Origin of the sequence: Gordonia sp. ABSL11-1, assembly GCF_030315685.1 — a bacterium.
Classification (GTDB): Bacteria; Actinomycetota; Actinomycetes; order Mycobacteriales; family Mycobacteriaceae; genus Gordonia.
Map to the genome: position 1 here is coordinate 99,658 of NZ_JASXSI010000013.1, position 13,586 is coordinate 113,243.

Genomic DNA, 13,586 nt, shown 5'->3' on the forward strand with positions numbered 1-13,586 from the left:
TGTCAAGGATTACCGGCGAGGGCGGCGCGCGCAACGCAACCGCGTACTCCATCGGTCCGGCATCGTCGCGCGTACACGCCGTCGGCGGCCAGCAGTTCTTGGTGAGAACCGGTTTCGACGACCAGGCCGTCGTCGAGGACGACGATACGATCGGCCCGGGCCGCCGTGCTCAGACGGTGGGTGATCAGCAGTGTGGTCGTTTGGCTGCGTAAGCGGTGCAGGGCCTGCTGGATCAGGAGTTCGGTCCGCGGGTCGGCGGCGCTGGTCGCCTCGTCGAGGACGAGGATGCGTGGTTGTGCGGCGATGGCGCGGGCGACGGTGACGAGTTGTTTCTCACCGGAGCTGAGGTTGTCGGCGTCGGGGCCGACGACGGTGTCCAGTCCGTCGGGCAGCGTGGCGATGATCTGGGCGACATGCCCGTCCGCGACGGCCCGGGACACCGGGTCGTCCCCCGTGATATCCGCTCCTGCGGTACCCGCCACCGCAGTGTCCGCTCCAGGGTCACCGGCGGGATCCGTTCCGTAGGAGATGTTGTCGCGGATGGTGCCGCGGAACAGCCAGGGCTCCTGGGTGACCACGGCCATCGACGATCTGGTCCGATCGGGGCCGAGGCGGGCGATGTCGATGCCGTCGATCAGGATCTGCCCGGCGTCCGGTGCGTAGAAGCCCTGCAGCAGACGGGTGAGGGTGGTCTTGCCGGAACCGGTGGCACCGACGATCGCGGTCGTCGTGCCGGGCAGCAGGATCAGGTCGACCGACCGCAGCACCGGCGTACCCGGCTGATACCCGAAATCGACCGACGAGAACACGATCTCGGGCGGGCCGCCTCCATGCCGCCGACGGTCGGCGGCGTCCTGGCCGCCGGAGTCGGCAGGTGCCTCCGATGTCGTCGCATCGGCGGGTGTCTCGAGAAGATCGCGAATCCGGCCCGCCGACACCGATCCGGACTGGATGCGCGGATAGAAGCCCGCGAGCTCCCGCAGCGCTGTGCTCAGCTGCTGGGCGAACAGCACCACGGCCTGGGCCGCGCCGAGACTCAGCGCACCATCGACGACCTGGAGTCCACCGACGACGGCGAGGACGAGGAAGACCAGCGCGTTGACGGTTGTCACCAGCGGCGCGAGGGTTCCGGACGACCACTGTGCCGAGCGCACCGACCGGAACAGCCGATCGTTGAGCGCCTCGAATCGGCGAGCCGCCACTTCTTCTGCACCGTAGGCGCTGATCATCCGACGTGCGCTCAGTTCCTCCTCGACATGTCCGGTGAGAGCCGCGGTGGTGGTCCACTGGTCGACCAGGTGTGGGCGGGCGCGGCGTGCCACCAGCAGGGCGATGACCGCCGATACCGGGGCCGCGGCGACCGCGATCGCCGCGAGCACCGGGGACAGGATGAACAGCAGGGTCGTGACGGTGACGATGCTGAACAGGCTCGTCGGCAACGTCACCAGTACCGGCCCGACGACGGTCGTGGCGTTGTCGGTGTTCACCGTCATCGTGCTGAGCAGGTCGCCGCGTGTGGTGGAGTCGAAGTAGCGCATCGGCAGGCGGTGCACAGCGCGCTCGATCTCCGCACGCAGGCGATATGCCGCGCGTTGCACTGCCGTGTTCAGCAACCGGCTCTGGGTGAACGTGCAGGCGAACACCGCGGCGTAGAGGCCGACCTGCGCGCCGAGCAACCACCAGAGGGACGACCACGCCATGGCTCCGTCGGCACCGTCGACGATGACGTCGGTGATCAGTCCGTAGAAGACCGGGGCACAGGCGGTTCCGCAGGCGGCCAGCAGCGCCAGCACGGATACACAACCGCCGCGCACTCGGCCCAGGCGCACCTGGGGCAACAGCCATCGGAGCGCGCCGTCGGGTGACCGATCAGGCACTGATCGCCGCCTGCGCATCGGCCAGCTCGCGATAGATCGGCGAGGCGGACATCAAGGCGTCGTCGTCGCCGACCGCGGTGACCCGCCCCGCGTCCAGCACGGCGATCGTCTCGGCGTGTCGGACCGACGACACACGTTGCGCGGCGATGACGATGGTCGCCCCGGGTTGAGCTGCACGGAGTGCGGCGATGATCGCCTGTTCGGTGTCCACGTCGAGAGCGCTGAACGGATCGTCGAGCAGGTACACCATCGGTCGTCGCACGATGGCCCGCGCCAGTGCGAGGCGCTGACGCTGACCACCGGAGAAGTTGCGGCCCTCCTGGGCGACCGGCGCGTCCAGGCCGCCCGCGCGGGTGGCGACGAACTCCTCCGCCGCGGCGATCGACAGCGCGGTCCACAGGTCGTCGTCGGAGGCGTCCTCGCGGCCCAGACGGAGGTTGTCACCGATCGTGCCGGCGATGAGCGCGGTTCCTTGGGAGACGAAGGCGGTTCGGCCGCGTAACCAGTCGGTTCCGAGTTCGGCGACGTCGGTCCCGTCGAAGCGAACGCACCCGTCGGTGGGCTCGGACAGTCGGATCGCCATCGACAGGAGGGCGGACTTGCCGCTGCCTGTGCCGCCGATCAGTCCGGTGGTGCGGCCGGCCGGACACGCCAGCGAGACGTCGCGGACGGCGGGCGCCTCTGCGCCGTCGAAATGCACTGTCACCGAATCGAAGACGATGGTGGCCGAATCCGTCGACCGGTCGGCGGTCGCGGGGTGTCGAGAGGGCGAGAGCCTCGTGCGGGAGGCCTTGGTGCCCAGCACCTCGTCGATCCGTGCCGCACTGGCGACCGCGCGCGGAAGGACACCGGCGAGGACCGAGAGCATCGACACGGCGACGAGGAGGTGCAGGAGATAGCCGGTCGACGCGGCGATCTGGCCGATCTGCATCGTGCCGCCGGCGACGAGGACGGCGCCGACTCCTGCGACGACGATCGTCGCCATGTTCGCGATGACCGTGACGACAGGCAGCAGCGCGGTCTGCAGGCGTCCGGCGCGCAACGAGATGTCGGTGAGCTGCGTGTTGACCGAGTCGAATCGCGCCACCTCGGTGGCCTCACGCCGGAACGTCCGGATGACGGGTACGCCGGAGAGCTGTTCACGGACAGTGTGGTTGACCGCGTCGACGCACCGCTGAAGCTGTCCGGACAGGGGGAGCAACCGGCGCACGATCACGGCGACGACGACGACCAACAGCACGCCCGCTCCCGCGACCACCGGCGCCATCCGCCAACCCTGGACGACCGACAGCACGGTGGCGCCGATCAACATCAGCGGTGCGGTCACGGTGATGGTCAGGAAGGCGAACAGGAATGTCTGGACGTTGATGACGTCACCGGTGGAACGTGTCAGCAGGCTCGGCACGCCGAACCGGGTGGCCTCGGTGTCGCCGAATCCGGCGACGGTGGTGTGCAGCCGGGTGCGGAGGTCGCGGGCGGCGGAGGCGGAGATGTGCGAGGCGAGGTATGTCGAGCCCAGTGAGACAAGAAGATTGAGTACGGCGACGATCGTCATGATCACGGCGAGATGCGCGATGGTGTCGACGTCGCCGCGTAGGATGCCGTCATCGATGATGCGGGCGTTCAGGGCAGGCTGCGCGAGTGTGGTGAACACCGCCGCCAGCTGGCAGACGACGAACGCCGCTGTGGTCGAGCGATGTCGGCCGATCGCTCGCGCGATGACCCGGCCGAGGATCCGGATCTCCGTGACGGACAGGTCGTTCATCGCGGGCCACGCGCTCCTTTCGGTCGACGAGGTCGCAAACCCGACGAACCGCCCCGCGGGGGAGTTCCGCGGGACGGTTCGCCGAATACTGACATGGCGTCGGAGAATTACTCCGTGGTGCCGCCACCGGTTCCGCTGTCGAGGGAACCGGTGATCAGATCGCTCAGAGCTGCGCCCAAGATCTCTTCGAGGTCGATGCTTCCAGCCATGGTTGCTCCTATCTTCGAGGTTGGGATCCAACATTTGTTGTAATTCCTCCGCAGCGGGGCGAATGGAATCACGCGGCCCACTGTACATACACAAAACGATTTCACGAAGATTTCGAACGAATATGATCTCAACGCTTTCAGAGAATTGTTTCGACATATCCGCGTGAGCTCAGCGTGTGAGGATGAACGCTATTCCAACCGATCGTGAATACCATTGTGGTGATTCGCATCGGTGTGGTACGAAGTCAGGAATGGAGGTCTTTTCCCAGATGCGGACCGATGTGTCCGGTGAACGCGGATGACGTCGGCAGTCGGGGTCGAATCCGTATCGGTACGCGATCTGAGCTGGGAGGACCGTGATCTCGCAGTGCCACTTCTGGCTGCTGGGGTAGCCGAGGTACCCCTCTACCGTTGGCTGCTCGGGGCCGGCCCGGACGGCGACGTCATTCGATGGTGGGCCGATTCGATGTTTGCCGCACATGTCGCCGACGGTGCGCGCGGATTGGTCGAGGACGACGGAACAATGCGCGGCGTTATTCTGTGGTCGCCGCCGAACCGGTGTCAGACCGAATACCCGGAGGACCTGAGACGGACCACCGCCGAGATGGTCACACGAATACCCGGCTTCGTGCAACGATATGAGGAGATGGCGACAGCGGAAACATCCGCATCACCTGCGGAAGCGTCGCTGGGAATCGTTTTCGCCGGCGTCGAGCGAAACTGTCGGCGGCGCGGACTACTCGGCGACCTCGTGGACCCGGTCATCGCAATGGCCGACGACGGTGGGGCGCCGGTGGTGGTGCAGACGAGCGATCCCCAACTCGCCGTCACCTATGAGCGACGATGGCGGACGACGCCGCGCACGCACTACACGGTCACCGGAGGGCCGACCGTGTGGATTCTGCAACGCGACCCGCCGTGACACCGGTCGCTTCGCTCCCGGCGCCGTCCACCACCACCCGTCAGGAACGAAAGAACTCGAGCAGGTCGGCGTTGATGACCGCGGCCTCGGTGGTCGGCATACCGTGCGGGAATCCGGGATAGGTCTTCAGAGTGCTGTTCGGCAGGAGTTCGGCCGAGCGCACACCGGTGTTCTGGTACGGGACCACCTGATCGTCCTCACCGTGCAACACCAGGGTGGGGATGGTGATCGACTGCAGGTCAGAGGTGAAATCGGTCTGCGAGAACGCGACGACGCCATCGAAATGCGCCTTGGCGCCGCCCATCATGCCCTGACGCCACCAATTCGCGATCACCCCTTCGGACGGCTCTGCACCGTCGCGGTTGTATCCGTAGAACGGTCCCTCGGCGAAGGTGCGGAAGAAGTCCGCGCGTCGGGTGGCCACCTGCGTCTGGATGTCGTCGAACGCCTCCTTGGGAATGCCGTCGGGGTTCGCGTCGGTCTTGACCATGATCGGCGGGACGGAACTGATCAGGACGGCCTTGGTGGCGCGGTCCTGGCCGTGCCGCGCAAGGTAGTGCGCGACCTCGCCGCCACCGGTCGAGTGACCGACGTGGATGGCGTCCGAGAGGTCGAGATGTGTGACGACGGCGGCCAGATCGTCGGCGTAATGATCCATGTCGTGCCCGTCGGCGACCTGCGCCGAACGTCCGTGACCGCGACGGTCGTGGGCGACGACCCGGTAACCGTGGTCGAGAAAGAACATCATCTGCGTGTCCCAGTCATCGGAGGACAGCGGCCACCCATGACTGAACACGATGGGCTCGCCGGTCCCCCAGTCCTTGTAGAAGATCTCGACGCCGTCGGGGGTGGTGATCGTGGGCATTTTGGCACTCCTTCGAGTCATGAGATGCGGTGAGGGATGGGTGCGTCGGCCCGCGCAGATGACAATTCGGGACCGACAGAGTCGAGTGTGCCGCAGACAGCGGCCCGGGTGTCCCACTTCTCGCGACACAAACCCCACGATTGCGACCGAGCGGTGACCTCCGAAGGTTCAGACCGCCACGCTGTCGGTGTCGACGAGGACCGGACGTGTCGTCGCGAAGCGTTGCTGGTAGTTGCGGGGCGAGATACCGATACGCGTGACGAATGCGCGTCGCATCACCTCTGCGCTGCCGTGCCGGCGACACGTGCAGCCTCGGCCACGGTGAGACCCGACAGCAGGCGATCGCGGGCGACCTCGAATCGGGTGGTCGCGACGAAGCCCGCCGGAGTGGTCCCGAGTTCGTCACGGAACAACCGGGTGAGGTGGCGTGCACTGATGTTGACATGTGTCGCAAGGCTTCCGACAGTGTGTGGGAGGTGCGGGTTGCCGCGGACGTGATCGGTGACCCGTCGAACACCACGATGCCGATCCGTCGGCGAGCTCGATCTGTGGGCCGTACTGTCCTCATGCTCTGGAATCTATTCGGGCCGTGCGCCGAGGGTCAGCTCGCGGTCCCCGGTCCGTACACGGTGCGGTGCCAGATGGCGGTGAGCACGTCGATCGCCGTCTCGTCGAGCGTGGACATCTGGAGCAGGCCGATGATCTCGGGGAGATACTCGCTGCATTGCCTGGATCATGCCTCGATGACGGTGACGCGGAGTCCTCAGCGGGCTGGGTAGGCTGACAACCATGACTGCCACCGGCCCTGCTGTGACCGTCGTCGAGGTCGCTCCGCGAGATGGACTGCAGAACGAGAAGGTCGAGTTGACGACCGCGCAGAAGCGTGAACTTGTCGGGCGCGCAGTCGGTTTCGGTGCTCGGCGTGTCGAGGTGACGAGCTTCGTCCATCCGCGCAAGGTGCCCGCGATGGCCGATGCCGAAGCCCTCGTCGAACTGCTGCCCACCGACGACGGGATCGCCTACAGCGCATTGGTTCTGAACGAGCGAGGCCTCGATCGCGCGATCGACGCCGGAGTCACCGAGATCAACGCGGTCGTCCACTGCACCGACACCTTCAGCGATCGTAACCAGGGCACCGACATCGACGGCGGTGTGGCGATCTGGCACCGGATCGCCAGGACAGCGAGGGAGGCGGGGGTGACCGCCAACCTCACCATCGCCGTCGCGTTCGGATGTCCGTTCGAGGGTGAGGTGCCCGTCGACCGGCTGCGCGCGATACTCGGGCGGGTGCTCGAGGAGGCACCGACCGAGCTGTCGCTGGCCGATACCATCGGTGTCGCGGTGCCGAAGGACGTACGCGAACGGTTCGCCGTGGCAGCTGACCTCGTGCCGTCGGGCCTGCCGCTGCGTGCCCACTTCCACGACACCCGTAGCTGCGGTATCGCCAACGCGCTCGCCGCTGTCGAGGCCGGTGTCACGATCCTCGACGCCAGCCTCGGCGGCATCGGCGGATGCCCGTTCGCGCCGAACGCGACCGGCAACATCGCCACGGAGGACCTGGCCTACGCCCTCGACCGCACAGGCGTCTCGCACGGACTGGATACGGTGGCGTTGCAAGACGCCGGCGTGTGGCTCGAGGGTGTCTTCGGCCGTCGCCTGCCCGCGATGGTGCTGCATGCGGGCGGCTTCCCGGGTGGGGGCTGAGCTGGGAGCCGGCGACAGCTGACACCCACCCGCATGAGGGACACGACAGAGCGACCATAAGTGGATAATCCACTTACCGTGGCGCTCTGGTGACTTTCATGCGGGGCGGCGACGCGGCGCACGCGCCGGGACGAAGGACACGAGCGCTGCTCAGTCCAGCAGCTTCTTCTGCACCTTCCCCATGGCATTGCGGGGGAGTGCCTCGACGAACCGGATCTCCCTGGGCCGCTTGTGGTGTGACAGCTCGGCGGTCACGTGATCGATGAGCTCGCTGTCAGGCACGCGGTCGCCGACGATGTAGGCGACGATGCGTTGCCCGAGGTCATCATCGGGGACGCCGATCACCGCGACCTCGGCGACGGCGGGATGACCGAGCAGCACGGTCTCGATCTCGCCGGCCCCGATGCGGAAACCGCCGGACTTGATCAGGTCGGTCGCCCGACACCCGACGATGCGATGCATCCCGTCCCCGCCGATGACGGCGACGTCGCCCGTCGCGAAGAAGCCGTCGGGCAACCATGATTCGGCGGATTTCTCCGGCTGGTTCAGGTATCCCGACGACATCATCGGACCGCGGACGTGCAGGTCGCCGACAGTCTCGCCGTCGTGCGGAAGATCGTTGTCGTCCTCGCGGATCCGGGTCTCGACGCCGGTCAGCGGCAGGCCGACCCATCCCGGTCGTCGTTCCCCGTCGGCGCGGGTGCTGACGGTGATCATGGTCTCGGTCATCCCGTACCGTTCGACGATCTCGTGTCCGGTCAGCTCGCGGATGCGATCGAATACCGGGACCGGGAGCGGGGCGCTGCCGGACACGAGCAGGCGCGCCGACGACAGTCGTTGAGCCGCAGCGGTATCGGCGCCCACCCTGGCCCAGACTGTCGGCACCCCGAAAAACATCGAGGCACCGCGGTCGGCGGCCGCGGCGTAGTTCTCCGCCGACGGCTTGACCGTGTGGACGAGGCGTCCGCCGCGGCACAGCGGGCCGAGCACGCCCAGGATCAGCCCGTGGACATGGAAGAGCGGGAGTCCGTGCGCGAGGGTGTCGTCGGCGGTCCACTGCCAGGCATCGGCGAGGGCGTCGAGGCCGGCCGCGATCGAGCGGCGGGTGATCGGCACGCCTTTGGGCAGACCGGTCGTTCCCGACGTGTACAGGAGCAGTGCCGTCGACGTCTCGGGAGGCTCCGGGTGCCGATGCCACGATCGCGCGTAGCGGCGCACCGGGATCACCGGGAGCGAGGGGTCGTCGGGAGCGGCGCCCAGCCAGGCCTGTGCGCCTGAGTCGCCGAGGATGTGGTCGAGTTCGCGCGCGCCCGAATCCGGTGGGACCGGCACCGCGGCGACACCCGCGATGAGGCATCCGACGATGGCGAGCACGGTGTCCGTGGTCGGCCGGGCGAGGACCGCGAGGGTGCGGGCGCCGGCGATCCGTTCGGCGACGGCGGTGGCCGCCCCGACGAGATCCTCGCGGGACAGCCGGTCGTCGCCGACGACGACAGCGTCGGACAGATCGGGTGCGTTGGGGGTGAGCGTCGGGAACAGCACGCCTCCAGCTTTCCAGACGACGATTCGTCGATCGTGGTCCCGGGCTGATACGGTGAGGGCCACGTTCACGCGATGCTGTAACTCGCTTGTTGAACCAGAGGCCGGGGTGATTACAGAAACCCCCGGTCTTGTCCAAGACTCCCAGGCCTTTCGGCCCTCGTCCGATGCTGTCGGTCGGCATAGTCTGCCTGTCATGAGGCGAGTGTGCAGGGCGCTGTTCCCGTGGTTGTCGGCGGTCGTGGCGGTGTTCGGCGTGGCCGTGGTGTCCGGTGGCGTCGTCGCGGGAGCCGCTGACGCGGTGCCGACCGCCCGCCCGCACATCGACGTGTACCTCGCCGACGGCGTGACCCCGGTCGGATCGGCGCTGATCCATCCTGGTGACGCGCTCGTCGTCCGCGGGCGCGGATTCGACCCCGCGACCAACCGATCGGGGCTGCCGCTCCCGGTGCCGCCCGGTGTTCCCCACGGCACTTTCATCGCGTTCGGCGCATTTGCGCCGGACTGGATGCCGTCCGGCGGAGCGCCGGAATCAGCGCGTGCGGCAACGAGACTCGGGGTGCAGTGGGTGTTGTCTCCCGCGGCGCTCGCGCAGGTGCCCGCAGCCCCGTTCGACATGCGGCGCACCATCCGACAGCAATGGGTGCCGCTGCACGCTGACGGGACGTTCCTCGCACGCGTCGTCGCGAGCACCCCGACACAGATCCCGACGGGCGCCCGCTACGGCGTCTACACCTACGGTGCCGCCGGCGCGGTCAACGCTGCGCAGGAGCTGTCCATTCCGGTGAACTACTCCACGCGGCCGGGACCGAACACCCCTTCTCCGGCGCCGCGCGACCTCGTCTGGGCCTATTCGCCCGCCTTCCATCGCACCGTCACCGAGGACGCCCAGGGTGGCGTCTACGGAACTGATGGCGCCGGCATCGACGACTCCGGTGCGATGACGTTCACGCTGGCGGAATCCACCGTCCGGAACGGCGCCGGGACACTGCGGTATCGCGGGACGGTCGTCGCATTCAGCCGATTCCACCTCGTCGAGATCGCCTTGTCGGATCCGATCGTCCGCGTGACCGCCGGTCGCGGAGTGCTGAGCATGCGGACGTCGACGTCGAACACCAACGGCACCGACGCTCAGCGCCGTGTCGACATCGCCGATGTGCACCTGCGCGCCGCCGACAGGGAACGCAGCGTCGACGGGGTGCACGACATCGTCGGCGCCCCTGTGCGATTCCGGCCCGGCATCACACCGGAGAGTCTGGCTCTACTGAGCACCGGGACGGCATCGCCACTGCGACTCCGCATCCCGTCCGCCTGAGGGGATCGCTCACGACCCGAATTGCACCGCCGCCCAGTCGGCGAACGACTGCCACCCCACATCCGGGAAGCGTGCCTGCAGGGCCGCGATGTCGACGTCGTAGCCACCGGCCCCGAGGAACTCGAACATCGCGCGCATGTCGGGTGACGAGATCCGTTCGGGATCATAGGATTCCGCGCGTACGTCGCGTTCGAGCACCGACGACAGGGTGGTGGCCATCTGATCAGGGGTGACGGCGTCGGAGGCGATGTCGATGCGTTCGCCCAGGTGTTCCTGCGGGGCGGCGAACAGTCCCGCGACGAAACGACCGAGATCCCGACGCGACACCTGTTGTAGCAAGGAGTCGGCCGGCATCGCGATCGGCATGACCCCCGCCGACAACGCGTCCGCACCGCCGAGGAGGTTGTCGTAGAAATACGTCGGGCCGACGACGGTGTGCGGCACGTCCGATCCGGATAGCAGTTGTTCGACCCGGTATTTACTGTCGAAGTGCGGTACACCAGTCCCGCGATCTGCGCTCGCGACCGACGAGAACACCAGGTAGGGCACGCGGGCGGCAGACGCTGCGTCGATGATCGCCTGTCCCTGCGTGACCTCGGCGTCGACCCCCGACTCGAACGGCGTGGTGAACGCGAACACCCCGCTGCTGTCGGCGAATGCTTCTGCGAGACCGTCGCCGGAGACCATGTCACCCACGACCAACTCGACACCGCGAGTGTGGAGTTCACGCGCACGTTTGGAGTCGGGATCGCGGACGACGGCACGGACGGGACGATCGGCCTCGAGCAGCGCCGTCACCACCGCGCCGCCCTGGCCTCCGGTTGCTCCGAGAACTGCATGGGTCATGACCCCACCCTAGTGAACCGCGCCTGGTCGTCGAGTGGCCGCGGCGACCACGTTGGCGGCCAGCATGCCGAGGCTCAGTCCCGCGCCGTTGATCACGTGTCGGGGTTGATCGGGCAGGGTGCGTGCGCCCGCCACGATGAGCACCGACGGCAGCATCGGTGTGACGAATGGTGCTGTCCAGCGCGGGAATCGGCTGCCGCCGGACGCGACCACGACGGCGGTCTCGACCGCCACCGCCGCGACGGTGATCCCGAATGCGGCGTACGGGATCTCGATGGACCGTTCGACGCGACGGGCGTCGGCAAGCAGTTCGGCCCGCTGTGGTGTCCCCGGTTCAGCCCGATCGGCCGCCGCGAACGTGGCACCCCACGGATAGAAGGTGCCGTGGATGTAGCCGGCCCACGCCATCGCGGCGGCATAGGTTCCCGCGATTCGGGCTGCCCGACGCGACGATGACGGGCTGAGGCCGTCGTACAGACTCCACGCCGACACCACATGTAAGGGGGCTGCCAGCGCTCCGGCGAGCCCTCCCGCCCGCAGGCGATCGGAGGACACGGCCATGAGCGTGCCCGCGGCGTCGTTGAGGTCGGGCTCCTCCCGGAGCAGACGTCGATCCTCCGGCCCCACCCGCCTGCCGAGCATCAGCACGTCACCGACGGCGAAGGACGCCGATGCTGCTGCTCCGGCGAGTGCGGCGGCGGTCGGCGCGGTGGTGCGTCGAACGACGGAACGGATGGTGGTGGTCAGGGCCACGGTGCCTCCCTCGTGTCGAAGTAAGGCCACCCTAACTCGGCGTAGGGGCCCGGCGACAGGGCCGGAACAGACGAATCCGCGACCGTTCCTCCCGAACGGGAGACGAACGACCGCGGATCTCGGTTGGCGGAGGATAGGGGATTCGAACCCCTGAGGGCTGTTAACCCAACCCGCGTTCCAGGCGAGCGCCATAGGCCACTAGGCGAATCCTCCAACCCGGCGATGATAACGGTCCGAGGCGCCCGGACCCAAAACGGCCGCCGTCGGGGTCGGTCGGGGTGGTCGCGACCACCGGTTTGTCGATCTGCGGGACCGTGCCGCTACACTTGACGGCGGATCCCGCGCGGCGTGCATCCTGTGAACTCCCCCAGGGCCGGAAGGCAGCAAGGGTCAACGGGCTCTCTCGGGTGCGCGGGGTCCCCTACCACTTGATAACCAGTACCCAGCTTCTGAGCGCCACCGCACGCCGATGCCGGTGTCACCGGAGAGGTCCCCGCGTTGAACTTTCACTCGATGAGTGCCGACCAGCTCCGCGAAACCCGATCCGAACTCCAAGCGCTCTACGACGCGCTGTGCGCGGCGGGCCTCAAGCTGGACCTCACGCGCGGCAAGCCCGCGCCGGAGCAGCTCGACCTGTCGAACGCACTGCTGTCGTTGCCGGGCGAGGAGTTCCGGGACGCGGCAGGCACCGACACCCGCAACTACGGCGGCGTCTCCGGTCTGCCCGAGCTGCGCTCGATCTTCGGTGAACTCCTGGCCGTCGAGCCGGAGAACCTCATCGCGTTCGGCAACTCCAGCCTCGAGATGATGCACGACCTGACGGTGTTCTCGCTGCTGTCCGGAACCGTCGACTCCGACCGGCCCTGGGGTGCGGGTGCGGTCAAGTTCCTGTGCCCGGCGCCGGGGTACGACCGGCACTTCGCGATCACCGAGACCTACGGCATCGAGATGATCCCGGTACCGATGCTGCCCAACGGGCCCGATGTCGACGCCTGCGCCGCGCTGACCGCCGACGACCCGAGCATCAAGGGGATGTGGGCGGTGCCCACCTACTCCAACCCGACCGGTGTCACCTTCACCGAGGACGTCACCCGGGCGCTGCTGGAGATGCCGGCCGCCGACGACTTCCGGATCTACTGGGATAACGCCTACGCGGTGCACACCCTGGTCGACGCGCCGCCGGCACCGCTGCCGGTTCTCGAGATGGCGGCCGCGGCGGGTAACCCGAACCGTGTGTTCGTGCTCGGCTCGACGTCGAAGATCACGTTTGCCGGTGCCGGCGTCGCGTTCTTCGGATCATCGAAGGAGAACCTCGACTGGTTCACGCACCACCTGTCGTTCACGACCATCGGCCCGGACAAGGTCAATCAGCTCCGCCACAGCAAGTTCTTCGGTGACGCCGACGGTGTGCGCGCCCACATGGCCCGTCATCGTGAGATCCTCGCGCCGAAGTTCCGTCTCGTTCTCGACATCCTGGCCGACCGGCTCGCCGACTCCAAGGTCGCCGCGTGGTCGGAACCCGAAGGCGGCTACTTCATCAATCTCGACGTCATCGACGGAACCGCGCGACGGGTCATCGAGCTGGCCAAGGAAGCGGGAATCGCGCTGACGGCCGCCGGATCGGCCTTCCCGTACAAGGAAGATCCGTTCGACCGCAACATCCGGCTGGCCCCGACGTTCCCGTCCACCGACGATCTCCGTCAGGCGATGGACGGCGTCGCCACCTGTGTGCTGCTTGCCGCGTCGGAAACCCTGCTGGCCTCCCGCGACTCCTGACACCGAGCGTGTGAC

At 67.6% G+C, this 13,586-nt stretch carries 11 protein-coding genes, 1 tRNA gene and 1 other RNA gene; 5 read left to right on the forward strand and 8 right to left on the reverse strand.

What is annotated here, in order from left to right:
* Nucleotides 1-2: 2 nt before the first annotated feature.
* Together QSJ19_RS15620 and QSJ19_RS15625 are read right to left on the reverse strand one after the other, a co-directional pair.
* Nucleotides 3-1,895, reverse strand: a complete 1,893-nt coding sequence (locus QSJ19_RS15620) for an ABC transporter ATP-binding protein (protein WP_502876195.1) — start codon at nucleotides 1,893-1,895, stop codon at nucleotides 3-5.
* The gene (locus QSJ19_RS15625; protein WP_286321709.1) at nucleotides 1,870-3,642 is read right to left on the reverse strand and encodes an ABC transporter ATP-binding protein; all 1,773 of its coding nucleotides are present in this window, start codon (nucleotides 3,640-3,642) and stop codon (nucleotides 1,870-1,872) included. The genes QSJ19_RS15620 and QSJ19_RS15625 overlap by 26 nt, the downstream gene beginning before the upstream one ends.
* A gap of 507 nt (nucleotides 3,643-4,149) precedes the next feature.
* On the opposite strand from QSJ19_RS15625, the gene QSJ19_RS15630 reads away from it, so the two are divergent.
* Nucleotides 4,150-4,773 carry a hypothetical protein gene (locus QSJ19_RS15630; RefSeq protein WP_286321711.1) on the forward strand — a complete coding sequence of 208 codons (624 nt, stop codon included), beginning with the start codon at nucleotides 4,150-4,152 and terminating at the stop codon, nucleotides 4,771-4,773.
* 40 nt (nucleotides 4,774-4,813) lie between these two features.
* Here the strand turns inward: QSJ19_RS15630 and QSJ19_RS15635 are convergent, their stop codons facing one another.
* Nucleotides 4,814-5,638 (reverse strand): alpha/beta fold hydrolase, encoded by an 825-nt coding sequence (locus QSJ19_RS15635; RefSeq protein WP_286321712.1) that lies wholly within the window; start codon nucleotides 5,636-5,638, stop codon nucleotides 4,814-4,816.
* A 275-nt stretch (nucleotides 5,639-5,913) separates the two neighbouring features.
* Entirely contained in the window at nucleotides 5,914-6,216 is a 303-nt protein-coding gene (locus QSJ19_RS26990) for a helix-turn-helix domain-containing protein (RefSeq protein WP_502876199.1), read from the reverse strand.
* 211 nt (nucleotides 6,217-6,427) lie between these two features.
* Between QSJ19_RS26990 and QSJ19_RS15645 the strand changes: the two genes are divergently transcribed.
* Nucleotides 6,428-7,342: a hydroxymethylglutaryl-CoA lyase gene (locus tag QSJ19_RS15645; RefSeq protein ID WP_286321715.1), complete on the forward strand. Its 915-nt coding sequence runs from the start codon at nucleotides 6,428-6,430 to the stop codon at nucleotides 7,340-7,342.
* Between the two features lie 150 nt (nucleotides 7,343-7,492).
* On the opposite strand, the gene QSJ19_RS15650 is transcribed toward QSJ19_RS15645, so the two are convergent.
* A complete protein-coding gene (locus tag QSJ19_RS15650; protein ID WP_286321717.1) occupies nucleotides 7,493-8,884 on the reverse strand; it encodes an acyl-CoA synthetase in 1,392 nt (463 codons plus the stop codon).
* Nucleotides 8,885-9,077: 193 nt separating this feature from the next.
* Between QSJ19_RS15650 and QSJ19_RS15655 the strand changes: the two genes are divergently transcribed.
* Entirely contained in the window at nucleotides 9,078-10,196 is a 1,119-nt protein-coding gene (locus QSJ19_RS15655; protein WP_286321719.1) for an HtaA domain-containing protein, read from the forward strand.
* 9 nt (nucleotides 10,197-10,205) lie between these two features.
* Here QSJ19_RS15655 and QSJ19_RS15660 read toward each other — a convergent pair whose 3' ends face one another.
* The 3 genes from QSJ19_RS15660 to QSJ19_RS15670 form a co-directional block, all read right to left on the reverse strand.
* Nucleotides 10,206-11,042 carry an NmrA/HSCARG family protein gene (locus QSJ19_RS15660; protein WP_286321721.1) on the reverse strand — a complete coding sequence of 279 codons (837 nt, stop codon included), beginning with the start codon at nucleotides 11,040-11,042 and terminating at the stop codon, nucleotides 10,206-10,208.
* Nucleotides 11,043-11,051: 9 nt separating this feature from the next.
* Nucleotides 11,052-11,795: a DUF6796 family protein gene (locus tag QSJ19_RS15665; protein ID WP_286321722.1), complete on the reverse strand. Its 744-nt coding sequence runs from the start codon at nucleotides 11,793-11,795 to the stop codon at nucleotides 11,052-11,054.
* Nucleotides 11,796-11,919: 124 nt separating this feature from the next.
* Nucleotides 11,920-12,008: transfer RNA gene (locus QSJ19_RS15670), tRNA-Ser, on the reverse strand.
* A 118-nt stretch (nucleotides 12,009-12,126) separates the two neighbouring features.
* Here QSJ19_RS15670 and ffs point away from each other — a divergent pair.
* Both ffs and QSJ19_RS15680 read left to right on the forward strand, forming a co-directional pair.
* Nucleotides 12,127-12,221: signal recognition particle sRNA small type (gene ffs / locus QSJ19_RS15675), an RNA gene on the forward strand.
* Nucleotides 12,222-12,293: 72 nt separating this feature from the next.
* A complete protein-coding gene (locus QSJ19_RS15680) occupies nucleotides 12,294-13,571 on the forward strand; it encodes an aspartate aminotransferase type Ic (protein ID WP_286321723.1) in 1,278 nt (425 codons plus the stop codon).
* Nucleotides 13,572-13,586 lie beyond the last annotated feature (15 nt).

Excerpts from the sequence above, each read along its gene's own strand:
- QSJ19_RS15655 (WP_286321719.1), top strand. The coding sequence starts at position 9,078 with ATGAGGCGAGTGTGCAGGGCGCTGTTCCCGTGGTTGTCGGCGGTCGTG.
- QSJ19_RS15645 (WP_286321715.1), top strand. The coding sequence starts at position 6,428 with ATGACTGCCACCGGCCCTGCTGTGACCGTCGTCGAGGTCGCTCCGCGA.
- QSJ19_RS15620 (WP_502876195.1), bottom strand. The coding sequence starts at position 1,895 with ATGCGCAGGCGGCGATCAGTGCCTGATCGGTCACCCGACGGCGCGCTC.
- QSJ19_RS15630 (WP_286321711.1), top strand. The coding sequence starts at position 4,150 with ATGACGTCGGCAGTCGGGGTCGAATCCGTATCGGTACGCGATCTGAGC.
- QSJ19_RS15635 (WP_286321712.1), bottom strand. The coding sequence starts at position 5,638 with ATGCCCACGATCACCACCCCCGACGGCGTCGAGATCTTCTACAAGGAC.
- QSJ19_RS15625 (WP_286321709.1), bottom strand. The coding sequence starts at position 3,642 with ATGAACGACCTGTCCGTCACGGAGATCCGGATCCTCGGCCGGGTCATC.
- QSJ19_RS15660 (WP_286321721.1), bottom strand. The coding sequence starts at position 11,042 with ATGACCCATGCAGTTCTCGGAGCAACCGGAGGCCAGGGCGGCGCGGTG.